The organism is Paraburkholderia tropica, from assembly GCF_014171495.1.
Taxonomy (GTDB): domain Bacteria; phylum Pseudomonadota; class Gammaproteobacteria; order Burkholderiales; family Burkholderiaceae; genus Paraburkholderia; species Paraburkholderia tropica.
This window is the reverse complement of sequence record NZ_CP049134.1, coordinates 2,612,765-2,627,150: the sequence shown is the minus strand read 5'-3', so window position 1 is coordinate 2,627,150 and position 14,386 is coordinate 2,612,765. Positions and strand designations below refer to the sequence as shown.

Annotated in this window: 12 protein-coding genes; 8 read left to right on the top strand and 4 right to left on the bottom strand. The window is 66.9% G+C overall.

The window, feature by feature from the left end; all coding sequences use genetic code 11:
- Window positions 1–338 precede the first annotated feature (338 nt).
- The 6 genes from fba to G5S35_RS11845 all read left to right on the top strand — a co-directional run bounded on the left by fba (window position 339) and on the right by G5S35_RS11845 (window position 6,938).
- Window positions 339–1,403: a class II fructose-bisphosphate aldolase gene (gene fba, locus G5S35_RS11870; protein ID WP_028217828.1), complete on the top strand. Its 1,065-nt coding sequence runs from the start codon at window positions 339–341 to the stop codon at window positions 1,401–1,403.
- 198 nt (window positions 1,404–1,601) lie between these two features.
- A complete protein-coding gene (locus G5S35_RS11865) occupies window positions 1,602–2,492 on the top strand; it encodes a phosphoribosylaminoimidazolesuccinocarboxamide synthase (RefSeq protein ID WP_065059302.1) in 891 nt (296 codons plus the stop codon).
- A 74-nt stretch (window positions 2,493–2,566) separates the two neighbouring features.
- Window positions 2,567–3,085 carry a 5-(carboxyamino)imidazole ribonucleotide mutase gene (purE, locus tag G5S35_RS11860; protein WP_065059301.1) on the top strand — a complete coding sequence of 173 codons (519 nt, stop codon included), beginning with the start codon at window positions 2,567–2,569 and terminating at the stop codon, window positions 3,083–3,085.
- Window positions 3,086–3,280: 195 nt separating this feature from the next.
- Window positions 3,281–4,498 carry a 5-(carboxyamino)imidazole ribonucleotide synthase gene (locus G5S35_RS11855; protein ID WP_183038322.1) on the top strand — a complete coding sequence of 406 codons (1,218 nt, stop codon included), beginning with the start codon at window positions 3,281–3,283 and terminating at the stop codon, window positions 4,496–4,498.
- Window positions 4,499–4,512: 14 nt separating this feature from the next.
- Window positions 4,513–5,562, top strand: coding sequence for an L-threonylcarbamoyladenylate synthase (locus G5S35_RS11850; RefSeq protein WP_065059299.1), 1,050 nt, complete (start codon window positions 4,513–4,515; stop codon window positions 5,560–5,562).
- Between the two features lie 146 nt (window positions 5,563–5,708).
- Window positions 5,709–6,938: a Fic family protein gene (locus G5S35_RS11845; protein WP_074986746.1), complete on the top strand. Its 1,230-nt coding sequence runs from the start codon at window positions 5,709–5,711 to the stop codon at window positions 6,936–6,938.
- 104 nt (window positions 6,939–7,042) lie between these two features.
- Here the strand turns inward: G5S35_RS11845 and G5S35_RS11840 are convergent, their stop codons facing one another.
- From G5S35_RS11840 to G5S35_RS11825, 4 genes are all read right to left on the bottom strand, one after another.
- Window positions 7,043–8,296 carry an SGNH/GDSL hydrolase family protein gene (locus tag G5S35_RS11840; protein WP_065059298.1) on the bottom strand — a complete coding sequence of 418 codons (1,254 nt, stop codon included), beginning with the start codon at window positions 8,294–8,296 and terminating at the stop codon, window positions 7,043–7,045.
- 118 nt (window positions 8,297–8,414) lie between these two features.
- A complete protein-coding gene (locus G5S35_RS11835) occupies window positions 8,415–9,341 on the bottom strand; it encodes a sterol desaturase family protein (protein WP_065059297.1) in 927 nt (308 codons plus the stop codon).
- Between the two features lie 486 nt (window positions 9,342–9,827).
- Window positions 9,828–11,654: a D-alanyl-D-alanine carboxypeptidase/D-alanyl-D-alanine endopeptidase gene (gene dacB / locus G5S35_RS11830; protein WP_124260728.1), complete on the bottom strand. Its 1,827-nt coding sequence runs from the start codon at window positions 11,652–11,654 to the stop codon at window positions 9,828–9,830.
- A 101-nt stretch (window positions 11,655–11,755) separates the two neighbouring features.
- On the bottom strand, window positions 11,756–12,058 hold the full coding sequence (locus G5S35_RS11825) for a hypothetical protein (protein ID WP_124263254.1): 303 nt from the start codon (window positions 12,056–12,058) through the stop codon (window positions 11,756–11,758).
- A gap of 88 nt (window positions 12,059–12,146) precedes the next feature.
- Here G5S35_RS11825 and G5S35_RS11820 point away from each other — a divergent pair, with 88 nt between their 5' ends.
- Complete coding sequence (locus G5S35_RS11820; protein ID WP_065059295.1) at window positions 12,147–12,809, top strand: response regulator; 663 nt, start codon at window positions 12,147–12,149, stop codon at window positions 12,807–12,809.
- Between the two features lie 16 nt (window positions 12,810–12,825).
- Entirely contained in the window at window positions 12,826–14,127 is a 1,302-nt protein-coding gene (locus G5S35_RS11815) for an ATP-binding protein (RefSeq protein WP_065059294.1), read from the top strand.
- The last annotated feature ends 259 nt before the right edge of the window (window positions 14,128–14,386 follow it).

Here is a 14,386-nt window from a genome sequence, read left to right as displayed (position 1 = left end):
ATCACATTGGTATCAGATCGGCGTTAGATAGGTGCTGGATAAGCGCTAAATCGCAGCAAAATCCCCGCATTTTCCCCGAAATTGCAGTCTGCGCGCCGGTGGGGCGGCGCGCGGGCTGTCAATTCTTTTTGCATCTTCTCGCCGATCTGACGTTCCGATACGCCAATTTCATGCCAGTTACGCGATCGGCGCGGGAATTGCAGTGTCTTCGCGATAAAATCACGGCATTGAGCCCGCGTCGCGACACGCGGGGCGGCGGCTGCCAGGCCGCCCACGACCGGCTGCGCAAGACGGCCGGCGGCACGAAGCAATTCGTTTCAAATCAAAGGAGTAGGACAATGCCTCTCGTTTCAATGCGTCAATTGCTCGACCACGCGGCCGAGCACGGCTACGGTTTGCCGGCGTTCAACGTGAACAACCTGGAGCAGGTCCAGGCGATCATGGAAGCGGCAAGCCAGGTCGGTTCGCCGGTGATCATGCAAGCCTCGGCGGGCGCACGCAAATACGCGGGCGAGCCGTTTCTGCGTCATCTGATCGAAGCTGCGGTCGAGTCGTATCCGCATATTCCGGTCGTGATGCACCAGGATCACGGCCAGTCGCCGGCGGTCTGCATGGCAGCCATCCGCAGCGGCTTCACCAGCGTGATGATGGACGGCTCGCTCGAAGCCGACGGCAAGACGGTTGCCTCGTACGAATACAACGTCGATGTGTCGCGTAAAGTCGTGGAAATGGCACACTCGATCGGCGTCACGGTGGAAGCGGAGCTGGGCGTGCTCGGTTCGCTGGAAACCATGAAGGGCGACAAGGAAGACGGTCACGGCGCCGAAGGCACCATGACGCGCGAGCAGCTCCTGACCGATCCGGAGCAGGCCGCCGACTTCGTGAAGCTCACGCAGTGCGACGCGCTGGCGATCGCCATCGGCACCTCGCACGGCGCGTACAAGTTCTCCAAGAAGCCCACGGGCGACATCCTGTCGATCCAGCGCATCAAGGAAATTCACGCACGCATTCCGAACACGCACCTCGTGATGCACGGTTCGTCGTCGGTGCCGCAGGAACTGCTGGCCGAGATCCGCGAATTCGGCGGCGACATGAAGGAAACGTACGGCGTGCCGGTGGAGGAGATCCAGGAAGGCATTCGTCACGGCGTGCGCAAGATCAACATCGACACCGACCTGCGTCTGGCGATCACGGGCGCGATCCGTCGCTATATGTACGAAAATCCGTCGAAGTTCGACCCGCGCGACTACCTGAAGCCGGCTCGCGAAGCCGCGAAGAAGGTCTGCGTGGACCGCTTCCTCGCGTTCGGCTGCGAAGGCCAGGCCGGCAAGATCAAGCCGGTCTCGCTCGACAAGATCGCCGAGAAGTACAAGTCGGGCGAACTCGCGCAGATCGTCCGCTAAGCGGTGGTCGCGCCAGGCGCGCCGGCTGGCCCGGAACGCGCCTGCAGCGAGTTGAAACGTCGCCGTTTCCGCCAGTTTCGGGGGAACGGCGATGAGCTTTTTAGCGGTTTTTGGTTTACCCTCGCATTACTTTCCGGATTCCGGCCGTCCGCGCCGGTCCCGCTTCCGTTTCGATTGTTCTTTTAGCGAATCACGACGATGTCTACCCTCTACGAATCCACGCTCCGCTCGCTGCCGCTTCTGGGCCGCGGCAAGGTCCGCGACAACTACGCCGTGGGCGACGACAAGTTGCTGATCGTCACCACCGACCGTCTGTCGGCGTTCGACGTCATCATGGGCGAGCCGATTCCGCGCAAGGGCGAGGTGCTCAACCAGATGGCCGACTTCTGGTTCGAGAAGCTCAAGCACGTCGTGCCGAACCACCTCACGGGCGTCGCGCCCGAAACCGTGGTGGCCGCCGACGAAGTCGAGCAGGTCAAGGGCCGCGCCGTGGTGGTGAAGCGTCTCGAACCGATCCTCGTCGAAGCCGTGGTGCGCGGTTATCTGGCCGGCAGCGGCTGGAAGGACTATCAGGCAACGGGCGCCGTGTGCGGCGTCGAACTGCCGCCGGGCCTGCAAAACGCGCAGAAGCTGCCCGAGCCGATCTTCACGCCGGCCGCGAAGGCCGAAATGGGCCATCACGACGAGAACATCACGTACGACGAGATGGAGCGCCGCATCGGCACCGAACTCTCGCGCACGATCAAGGAAATCTCGATCAAGCTGTACAAGGAAGCCGCCGATTACGCGGCCACGCGCGGCATCATCATCGCCGACACCAAGTTCGAATTCGGTCTGGACACCAACGGCCAGCTGTTCCTGATGGACGAGGCGCTCACCGCCGACTCGTCGCGTTTCTGGCCCGCCGACCAGTACCAGGTGGGCTCGAACCCGCCGTCGTTCGACAAGCAGTTCGTGCGCGACTGGCTCGAAACCCAGGACTGGGCGAAAGAGCCGCCGGCGCCGAAGCTGCCCGAAGAAGTCATCGAAAAGACCTCGGCCAAGTATCAGGAAGCGCTCGAGCGCCTGACCGGCCAGAAGCTGGCCTGAAAAGCGGATGGTGTAGGCGACTGGCGGTCGGAAAAGGCCGCCATCGCAGTGAATAGAAGGAAAAAGGAAGCACAATGAGCGAAGTTCAGACGGCTCACCAGCATGCGGCGCCCCTCGTCGGCGTGTTGATGGGCTCCAGCTCCGACTGGGAAACGATGAAGCACGCGGTCGCGATCCTGCAGGAGTTCGGCGTGGCGTACGAGGCCAAGGTCGTCTCGGCGCACCGCATGCCCGACGAGATGTTCGAGTACGCAGAGAAAGCGCGCGAGCGCGGCCTGCGCGCGATCATCGCGGGCGCGGGCGGCGCGGCGCATCTGCCGGGCATGCTGGCGGCCAAGACCACGGTGCCCGTGCTCGGCGTGCCGGCGGTCAGCAAGTATCTGAAGGGCGTGGACTCGCTCCATTCGATCGTGCAGATGCCCAAGGGCGTGCCGGTCGCGACCTTCGCCATCGGCGAAGCGGGCGCGGCCAATGCGGCGCTGTTCGCCGTCTCGATGCTGAGCGTGACCGATCCGGAATACGCGAACAAGCTCGCGGCGTTCCGCGTGCGCCAGAACGAAGCGGCGCATGCGATGGTGCTGCCGGCGCTCTAAGCGTGGTGCGTTAAGCGCCAGTTTGGCGACGATCGATGTCACTTGCTGTTGTTTCGAGTTGAGTTGACCCATCGGACGCCGCCTGAAGCGACACCGTCGAAGGCCGGCACCGCGTCCTGCCTTCGACGTTAAACCCCGGTCTGGACCGCGCGACGTATCCCCACGCGCCGCGGCCAGCCGCGACCGACCACGAAGATGACTCCTGACAATTCTCCGGTTTCACCGATCCTGCCCGGCGCCTGGCTGGGCATGGTGGGTGGCGGCCAGCTTGGCCGCATGTTCTGCTTTGCCGCTCAGGCGATGGGCTATCGCGTCGCCGTGCTCGACCCGGACGCGACCAGCCCCGCAGGCGCGGTCGCCGACCGCCATATCTGCGCGGCCTACGACGACGAAGCCGCACTGACCGAACTCGCGCGCCTGTGCGCGGCCATCTCGACCGAGTTCGAGAACGTGCCCGCCGCGAGCCTCGACGCGCTCGCCAAATCGACCTTCGTGAGCCCGGCCGGACGTTGCGTGGCCGTCGCGCAGGACCGCATCGCCGAGAAGCGCTTTATCGCGGCGTCGGGCGTGCCGGTCGCGCCGCACGTGGTGATCGAATCGTCGCAGGCGCTCGCCGCCCTCGACGACACCACGATCGCCGCCGTGCTGCCCGGCATCCTGAAAACCGCGCGCATGGGTTACGACGGCAAGGGCCAGATCCGCGTGACGAACGCCGACGAAGTGCGCGAGGCGCATGCGTCGCTCGGCGGCGTGCCGTGCGTGCTGGAAAAGCGCCTGCCGCTCAAGTTCGAAGTCAGCGCGCTGATCGCGCGCGGCGCGAACGGCGCGGCCGTGGTCTATCCGCTCGCGCAGAACACGCACCGCAACGGCGTGCTGTCGCACACGATCGTGCCCGCGCCGGACGCGAGCGAAGCGCTCATCAAGCAGGCGCAGCAGGCGGCGCTGCAGATTGCGGCGAAGCTCGGCTACGTGGGCGTGCTGTGCGTGGAGTTTTTCATCCTCGAAGACGGTTCGCTGGTCGCCAATGAAATGGCGCCGCGTCCGCACAACTCGGGCCACTACACGACCGATGCCTGTGCGACGAGCCAGTTCGAGCAGCAGGTGCGCGCGATGACCGGCATGCCGCTCGGCGACACGCGCCAGCACTCGCCGGCCGTGATGCTCAACATTCTCGGCGATGTGTGGTTCCCGGCCGGCGCCGGCGAGGCGAAGGCGCAGAAGGGCGCCGCGCCCGTCACGCCGCCGTGGGACCAGGTCGCGGCGATGCCTGCCGCGCGTCTGCATCTGTACGGCAAGGAAGACGCGCGCCCGGGCCGCAAGATGGGCCACGTGAACTTCACCGCGCCGACGCTCGACGAAGCCCGCACGGCCGCACGCGATTGCGCGCGTCTGCTGCATATCGTCACGAGCTGAGGACGCCGCGCATCATGTCCGAACAGCCGCATTCCGCCGCTTCATCCGTGGCTTCGCCGTTGACCGACGCCGACATCGAGCACGCCGCCGCGCTGCTCGATGCGGGCGAACTGGTCGCGTTTCCGACCGAGACCGTCTACGGCCTCGGCGGCGACGCGGCGAGCCCGGAAGCCGTCGCGCGTATTTACGCCGCGAAGGGGCGTCCCGCCAACCATCCGGTGATCGTGCATCTGCCGCCGGGCGGCGATCCGCAGTACTGGGCCGCCGAGTGGCCGGAAGCCGCGCAAAAGCTCGTCGACGCCTTCTGGCCGGGTCCGCTCACGCTGATCGTCAAGCGTCACGCACGCATTCCCGACGCGGTGAGCGGCGGTCAGGATTCGGTGGGGCTGCGCTGCCCGTCGCATCCGGTCGCGCAGAAGCTGCTGGCGGCGTTTTCGGCGCGGCGCGGCGGGCATGGCGGCGTCGCGGCGCCGTCCGCGAACCGCTTCGGCCATGTGAGCCCGACCACGGCGCAGCACGTGCGCGACGAGTTCGGCGCGACGGTGCATGTGCTCGACGGCGGCGCGTGCGACGTGGGCATCGAATCGACGATTCTCGATTTGTCGCGTGGCTTCCCGGCGCTGCTGCGTCCTGGCCATGTGAGCCCGCACGATATCGCGCGCGTGCTCGGCGAGGCGCCGCGTCTGCCTGATGGATCGGACGCCACGGCACCGCGCGCGTCGGGCACGCTCAAGGCGCATTACGCGCCGCGCACGCCGCTGGCGCTGCAGCCGTTCGAGGCGCTGGAGCCGCAGCTCGCCGCCGCGCGCGCCGCGGGCGAGACGGTGGCGCTGGTGGCGCGTGCCTCGCGCGCGGGTGCGTGGGCGCAGGCGGCCAACGTGCATTTCGTGGCCGCGCCCGAAGAACCGCAGGCTTATGCGCGCGAGCTGTATGGCTTGCTGCGCGCGCTCGATCGGGCGAATGTCTCGCGCATTCTCATCGAGAAGCTGCCGGAGACAATCGAATGGATCGCCGTGAACGACCGGCTCGGTCGCGCGGCGGCGGCGTTCGAGGCGCAGGAGTAGGGTGGGGCGGGGGCGCAGGCGGTTGCGGAATTAGTCGCCACGACAGTCGCCATGGTGGTGCTATCTCATTGTGGTTAAAGGATTTCTGCGGATAGAATGCATCTCTGATAGTCGCCACGACACGCGCCACGTCACCGCTTCGTCTCATGCATCCGACCGCCAGCCGCTACGCCTACGACCAGCCTCACCAGATGCAGCCGCTTATGCCCGGCGAGCATCGGCTCGACGCGTTACGCCCGCGCGCGGCGCAAGTCATCGCTGAATCGGCGGGACTCGCGGCGCAGGGCATGCCCCGGTTGCGTGCCTTGCTGCGCGAGGCGCTGCGGCCGATGAATTCGTACTACACCAACAAGATCGAAGGGCAGCATACCGAGCCGTTGCTGATCGAGCAGGCGATGCAACGCGATTTTTCCAGCAAGCCGGATGAGGCGCGGCGGCAGCGCATTGCGCTGGCGCATATCGAAACCGAGCGCTGGAGCGAGGCGGCATGGCCACATTTCGATTCCGCGCGCCACTTCGCGCCGGACACGATCCGCGCGATCCATCGCCATCTGCACGCGCAGCTTCACCCTGACGATCTTCAGCAAAAGGACGACGAAGACCGCCTGATCGCCGTCGATCCGGGAGAGTGGCGTAATCAGGGCGTTCAGGTCGGACGCCATATCCCGCCCGATCCCGCCGCGATTCCCGCCTTTATGGGCGCGTGGCAAGCCGGATATCAATACGCGCGCGCCGGTGAAACGGCGTTGATCGCTTTGGGCGCCGCGCATCATCGTTTAACGTGGATTCATCCGTTTCTCGACGGTAACGGTCGGGTTGCGCGGCTGCATACCCATGTTGGGCTCGCCGGACTTGGCCTGACGCATGGCTTGTGGTCGCCGATGCGCGGTTTTGCGCGCTCGCAGCCGCAGTATTACGCCGCGCTCGTCGAAGCCGATCAGCCGCGCAAGGGCGATCTCGATGGACGCGGCAATCTCAGCGAGGCTGGTCTTGTGCAGTTCATCGACTACTTTCTCGATATCTGTCTCGATCAGATCGCATTCATGCGCGGCATGCTCGATCTCGGCGCGTTCGAAATGCGGCTCGCGCAGATGCTCGCGGCCCTCGCGCAGTCCGCCGACACGCGCTTCCTTCGCGCGGAAGCCGCCATGCCGCTCGCCATGCTCGGAACGGTCGATTCCATCGATCGCGCGCGTTTCAAGGCGATGACCGGCCTCGCGCCGCGCACGGCCGATCGCTTGCTGGCTGAACTGCTCAAGATCGGGATCGTGGATTCGCCCACGCCGCGCGGTCCGCTCGAACTGGCTTTGCCGCTCTCGCTTTTTCGCTGGCTGTTTCCGCGTTTGTGGCCCGAGGCGGAGGCTACCGGCACGTAGGCGCTCATCGCGGCTTACGCCGATCCAAACAAAAAGCCCGGCCTTTCCAGGCCGGGCTTTTTTCGCCCTTACGCAGCGCAGCGCAACAGCGCAGGGCTGCAAGCTCACTTCCCGAGCCCCGAAGCCGCGATCGTCTGCTCGACGTACTGCGCGAACAGCGCGTGCGTGTGCGTGCTCGGGTGGACCGTGTCGGCGAACACGTAGGTCTGGTCCGCGTTCGCCACCGTGTAGCTCTGCGGCGAGCAGAACAGCGACGACTGGAACTGCGCGCCGTATTCCGCGGCCGTCATGCCGTTTTGCAGCACTTGCGGATACTTCTGCGCGTAGGCGGTGGCGTTCTGCGCCATCAGCGTCAGGTTACAGGCCGTGCCGGTGTTGGTGACCGTGAAGCCGTTCGCCTGGGCGTTCGGCAGCACGACGGTGTCGAGCCACGTGAACGCATCGGCGAGAATCACCGCCTTCGAGCTGATGGCCGACGCGAGCGCCGTTTCGACGATGCCGTTGTAGGCCGCCGTGATGCCGGTCAGCAGCGCAGCCGCGCCGGCCGACTGCGCATTCGCCGCTACGCCGAGCGGCGTCTGGCCGATATCGGGCACGGTCATGAAGACGACGTGCTTGCCGCCCGCCTGCAGAATGGTCTGCACCTGCGTGGCCATTGCCACGGCCGCCTGGTAGACCTGCGCGTTGTTCTGCTTCAGGTAGCCGGCGATGAACTGCACCTGGCCCGCCTGCGTGTTCGGCAGCGTGCCGGCCGCCACGAGCGCCGGGAAATCGGTTTGCAGCGCCGCGCCGAGCGCCTGCAGGTTCGCCGTCGTCGCGTACTGGAAGATGTCGTTCGCGCCGCCGTTGATCAGCACGAGCTGGCCGTCGTTGAAGCTCTTGTAGGCGCTCAGGTAATTGCTGACCTGGGTCTCGACCGGCACGGTGGTCGCCGCCGCGTTGTTCGGCGCCCAGCCTTCGCCTTCGGGGAAGGCCGCGCTGACGTCCGAGCCGCCCTGCGCGTAGCCCATGCCGCCCGTGGCGGTGAGCGCGAGGCCGAAGCCGCCTTCGTAGGCCGGCGTGATGGTGCCGCCGTAGTATTCCGCGATCTTCTGCACCCAGATCTCGCCAGGGTTCGTCGTGAACTTGCCGCCGCCGAAGCCCGGCAGGATTTGCGGCGAGTAGGTGCCGACGTCGGAGAGGCTGTCGCCGAACGACACGACCTGCAGTTTCACGCCGCCCGCCGGCGTTGTGCTGGCGCTGCTGTTGTTGTCGCCACTGCCGCCGCCGCACGCGGCGAGGAGGGCGAAAGCGGCGCTCGCGAGAGCGATCTGGGAGGCGCGCAGCAGCGTACGGTGTCTCGTTCCTTGGTGCTTCATATTCACTTCATCTCCTCGGTGTGTGGCTTGATGGCCACTGCTTCAATGCAAACTGCCGGTGCGGATCTGGCTTGTGTACTTCGTTCCCCGTTCTCTGGCCGACAGCCTACGCAATCTCCTAAGGTTCGCGCGACCCGCACTCACCCCTGGTGTTGTTTTCCGTCACGGCCGCCTGCGAGGCCTGCGGCGCAAGCGCGAGGTCGTGGCGCGCGCACCAATCGGGCGGCGCGAACAGCGCAGCAAGCCGCGTGCGCCAGTCCGGCATGCGCGCGCAGTCGCGCGCCATCGCGATCCATTCGTGAAAGCTCGCCTTCAGCGGGTTGTAGGTATCGAGCGGCTTGACGATGCCGTACACGGGCGGTTCGAGCGCATCTTCTTCGACGTAGCTGCCGAACAGACGGTCCCAGATCGCCAGCACGCCGGCGTAATTGCGGTCGATGTAACGTTCGTTGCGCGCGTGATGGACGCGGTGCATCGACGGCGTGTTGAACACGTATTCGAGCCAGCCGAGCTTGCCGATCGCCTGCGTATGCACGAAGAACTGAAACGCGAGATTGACGAGCACGATGCCGACGATCTGCATCGGCGTGAAGCCGATCACGGCGAGCGGAATCCAGAACAGCCACATGCCCGCGACGGGATACATCAGGCTCTGACGGAAGGCGGTGGAAAGATTGAGGCGTCCCGACGAATGATGGACGACGTGCGCGGCCCACAGCCAGCGCACGCGATGGCTCGCGCGGTGAAACACGTAGTAGAGCAGGTCCTGGGCGACGAACAGCGCGAGCCAGGCGCGCCAGCCGGGCTGCCAGTCTGTCAGACGCCCGTGGCGCCAGACCCAGGCGTAAACGGGAATCGCGACGAGCCACGCGAGCTTGTCTGCGCCCTGGTGCATGAGCGCGAGCGCGGCGTTGCAGAGCGTGTCGGGCCAGCTGTAGAGGGCCGTGTCGGGGCGCGTGCGGGCGAGATGCCAGGCTTCCCAGCCGATGCAGGCGAGAAATACGGGCGCGAGCGCGAGCAGCAGCCATTGCGCGTCGAACTGCACGAACGTCGTCCTCCTCGTCCCGTGTGCGGCGCTGGCGCCGCGTTGTTGTGTGTCTCGTCTCCAGAGCGCCGTCGCGTGCCCTTCCCGGTGCAAGAGGGCGTGCGCGCGGCTGCCGGTGCGCGATGCATACGCTGACGCGCTACCGGACTTTGCCCGTCAGAGTACACGTCCGCGACGCGCGACGCTCGGGGCTTTGCTAGAGGAAATCTTCGAGGCGGCCCGCCGGGCGAGCCTTGCGCGGCGTGCGATGCGGGGAGGTGGCGCGCCGGATCGGCATGCGCGGGGGGCGCTTGGGGCGAGGGTGAAACGCGGCAAAAGCGGCCGGGCGGCGCGCGTTCGCGGAGGCGGATGCGAGCGCACAGAAGCCGTGCCCATAAACGCGCCAGAAACGAGCCAGAAACGCGCCAGAAACGCGCGAGCCCAGGCGCTCAGCACAGCGGACGAAACGTCATGACGACGTGCCGTCCGCGTGTGCGAGTGTCACGCTCAATGCGCGGCGTGATGCTTCTTCGTGGCCTTGCCGGACGCCTTGGCCGACGTCTTCGCAGGCGCCTTCGCCGAGGCTTTGGGCGACGCCTTTTCCGATGCTTTTTCCGGCGCCTTTTCCGCCGGCTTGCGGCCGACCGATTCGCTGATCCGCTCGACTCTCACGCCGTGGCCCGCGCGCGACGCCTTCGACGCCTTGCGCGGATGCGGATCGACATACACCGGATGCTCCTCGGGCATGCCCTTGTAGACCCATTCGAGCAGCGCATCGTGAGCGGCGCGCGCGCCTTCCGCGCGCGGATCGTTGATCAGGCTCACGACGATCCAGCTCGAACCGTTCTCGGCGGCCACGTAGCCCGCGATCGCGCGCACGTCGCGCAGCGTGCCGGTCTTGATGTGCGCGTTGCCGCCCACGCCCGCGTTGGTCAGGCGGTTGCGCATCGTGCCGTCCACGCCCGCGACCGGCAGCGAGTCGATAAAGACCTGCGCGACCGGGCTCGCGTTGGCCGTCTGCAGCAGGTTCGCGAGCGAGAGCGCGCTGATGTGCTCTTCGCGCGACAGGCCGCAGCCGTTGTCGAGCACGAGTTCGGGCATCGCAAGGCCGTTGCGGTGCAGGAAGTTCGTCACCGCCGACGCGGCCTTCGCCGTGGTTGAAGGCGGCTTGCCCTCGACCGCGCCGAGCGTGAGGAACAGATTGCGCGCCATCACGTTGTTGCTGAACTTGTTGATGTCGTGCACGACGTCGCCGAGCGGCGGGCTCTGGTGCACGGCCACGAGGCGCGCGCGCGGCGGCACGACGCCTTCGTGCGTCGCGCCCGAGAAGCTGCCGCCCGCCTGTTGCCAGAGCGCGAGGAAGCCGTCGGCGAAGAACGTCGAGTGATCGACGGGCGCGGCCATGTTGAGCGTGCGCGCGCCGCAGCGCATCGCGTAGTTGCCGTCGAAGCTGGCGGTGACGACGCCGTTCGCGCCGGGCGTGACCTGCGGGCTCGGCAGCATGCCGCGGCACGCGCCGGGGCGCTCCTGAATCTGGTTGTCGATCTGCCATTGCGCGACCGGCGGCACCACGTCGATCGAGACGCCTTCGCGCGACGGCGAGAACGTGAACGACACCGACTTGAACGCGTACATCAGCGGATCGGGGCCGACGTTATAGGGCGCGCTGTCGTCGCCGTCGAACGAGGGCAGGTCGCGCGTGGACGGATCGAACTCGCTCTTGTCGAGCACGAGCGCGCCTTCGATGCGCGTGATGCCCGACGCGCGGATCTTCTGCACGAGGTCGATCAGTTCTTCGGGCACGAGTTTCGGATCGCCGGTGCCCTTGATGTAGAGATTGCCGTGCAGCGTGCCGCTCGCATCGACTTCGCCGTCGGTGTAGGCCGAGGTCTTCCAGCGGTAGTCGGCGCCGAGCATCGCGAGGCCGCTCCAGGTGGTGACGAGCTTCATCGTCGAGGCGGGCATCATCGGCTGGCCGGCGTTGACGGCCACGCTCGGCGAGCGGTCGCCGACTTTTTCGATCACCACGCTCATCGACGAAAGCGGCACGTGCGCGCGTTCGAGCCCCGTCATGACCGAAGGCGGCAGCACGGTGCTGACGTTGACGGTCGGCGTGCGGCCCTCGGTCGGCTGCGCGTAGGCGGCGGGCGCGGCGCAGAACGCGGCGCTCAGCGCGGCGCAGACGAGCGTGAGAGAGAGCGTGCGGCCGGCGGTGCGGGCGCGCGCCCGTGCAGGCGTGCCTGCGGAGGCGAGGCTGGCGGCTTGACGCGACGGCAGGCGCCAGAAGCGGCGAAGGGAGCGAAGAGAGCGCGGGGACGACGAAACGGGCGGCATGAAATGCGTTGGCGAGTGCGGGCAGTGGCGGGCAGTGCAGGGCCGCGCGCGCGGCGAGCGCCTTCGAGGGCGGCTTCGCCGGTTTGCGCGCGGACGCGGATTCAGGGGCGCGAAGCGGTGGCGATGCGCGCGGCCGTCGCGCGGGCTTCGCGCTCGGGCGCAAAGCCGGCTGAACGGCGCATCAGCATCGCGGCGCCGCGCGCCGCAAAAGCGCCCATTGTAAAGACCTCGTGCGGTGCGCGCGCATCATCGGCGACAAAAGTGATGAAAGCAGGGGCGAAAGGCGCAATAAAAACGCGATACGGACGCATGTCATCGAGAAGTAATGACGAAGCAGGCGAGATGCAAGCAGATCGCGCGTACGAATCTTTGAGCGCACAGGGCGAACCATTCGCACGCCACATCGGCGTGGTGCTGTCGGCGCCGCGCTAGAATGCACCATCGTTATCCTGCAACGCGGCGCCACGCGCGCCGCTTCGTTATTTCACTACGATGCGCATACTGCTAGTCGAAGATGACCGCATGATCGCCGAAGGCGTGCGCAAGGCGCTGCGCGGCGAGGGCTTTGCGGTCGATTGGGTCGAGGACGGCGAAGCCGCGCTCTCGGCCGCGAGTGGCGAAAGCTACGACCTGATGCTGCTCGATCTCGGGCTGCCCAAGCGCGACGGCCTCGACGTGCTGCGCACGCTGCGCGCGCGCGGCACGGCGCTGCCGGTGCTGATCCTCACGGCGCGCGACGCCATCGCCGACCGCGTGAAAGGGCTCGACGCCGGCGCCGACGATTACCTCATCAAGCCGTTCGATCTCGACGAACTCGGCGCGCGCATGCGTGCGCTGATCCGCCGTCAGTCGGGCCGCAGCGAATCCACCATCCGACACGGTTCGATCACGCTCGATCCGGCCTCGCACCAGGTCACGCAGGACGGCACGCCCGTGGCGCTGTCGGCGCGCGAATTCGCGCTGCTCGAAGCGCTGCTCGCGCGGCCCGGCGCGGTGCTCTCGAAAAGCCAGCTCGAAGAGAAGATGTACGGCTGGGGGGAGGAAATCGGCAGCAACACGGTCGAGGTCTACATCCACGCGCTGCGCAAGAAACTCGGCGCCGATCTCATCCGCAACGTGCGCGGCCTCGGCTACATGATCGCGAAAGACGCGTGAGGACGAACGCGCACCAATGAGTTCGATTCGACGACAACTGCTGTTCTGGCTGCTCGCGATCGTGGTCGCGGGCGTGAGCCTCGCGGGCTGGCTGATCTACCGCCAGGCGCTCGCGGAAGCCAACGAACTGTTCGATTACCAGCTTCAGGAAATCGCTTCGGCGCTGCCGTCCGAGCCCTTCAACGAGATTCTGTCATCGCGCGATACCGGCACCGAAGGCATCGTCCTGCAGATCTGGAATCGCAACGGCGTGCTGATGTACTACTCGCATCCGCGCGCGCCGCTCGCGCCGCGCGCGGAGCTCGGCTTCTCGACTGAAAAGACCGATCGCGGCGACTGGCGCGTGTACGGCGCGATCGTCGGCGACAACGTCGTGCAGCTCGCGCAGCCGGTGTCGGTGCGCAACCGGCTCGCGGCGAACGTCGCGCTACGCACGCTCTGGCCGCTGATCGTGCTGCTGCCGTTTCTCGGTCTCGCCGTGTGGATGGTGGTGGGGCGCGGCCTCAAGCCGCTGTCGCGCGTCGCGCGCGCGCTCGACACGCGGCATCCCGAGGCGCTCGATCCGCTGCCCGAGGAGCGTCTGCCGCGCGAAGTGATGCCGCTCGTGCATGCGCTCAACGCGCTGCTCGAACGGCTCGCGCACGCGCTCGACACGCAGAAGGCCTTCGTCGCCGATGCCGCGCACGAACTGCGCACGCCGCTCGCGGCGGTGCAGATTCAGGCGCAACTGGTTGCGCGCGCAAAGGACGACGACGCGCGCCGCGAAGCGCTCGGCGATCTGCAGGCGGGCGTCACGCGCGCGACGCGTCTCGCGGAGCAACTGCTCGCGCTCGCGCGCTCGGAACCGGACGGCCATGCGCGCGCGCGCAGCGTCGACCTGCACGCCTTGCTCGACGACTGCGTGCTCAACTACGCGCCGCTCGCGCAGCAGCGCGGCGTGGATCTCGGCATCGAGGAAAGCGCCGATGCGCACGTGGACGGCGACGCCGACGCGCTGCGCGTGATGTTCAACAATCTGCTCGACAACGCCACGAAATACACGCCCGCGGGCGGCCGCGTCGACGTGAGCCTGCTGCTCGACGACGGCCATCCGCTCGTGCGGATCGCGGATAGCGGGCCGGGCATTCCCGTCGACGAACGCGCGCGCGTGTTCGACCGTTTCTATCGCGTGGGCGCGGGCGCGAACCGCGCGCGCACCGATGTCGCGGGCACCGGACTCGGGCTGGCGATCGTCCGGCGGATCGCCGATCAGCACGGCGCGACCATCTCGCTCGGCGACTCGCCGGCGGGCGGTTTGCAGGTCGATCTGCGCTTCTGATCGGGCGCGCGGGCCGCATGCCGCGCGTCGGCCCGCTTTCCTCCGATCGATGCGCGCGCAAGGATTGCGCGGGGGCGTTTGAATCATTGCGCATCGACGTGCCGGCGAAGCTTTAATCGAGCTTTCAATTCGCCCCTTATTCGCCTCGCGCGCCCGCAAAGCCCCTCCGGACGGGGCTTTGCGCATGAGTTCCCAAATTAAGACTCCTTTAAGCGACGCCGCTTAATCTTCGTTACGTCGTGACAGCATCCCGCGCAAG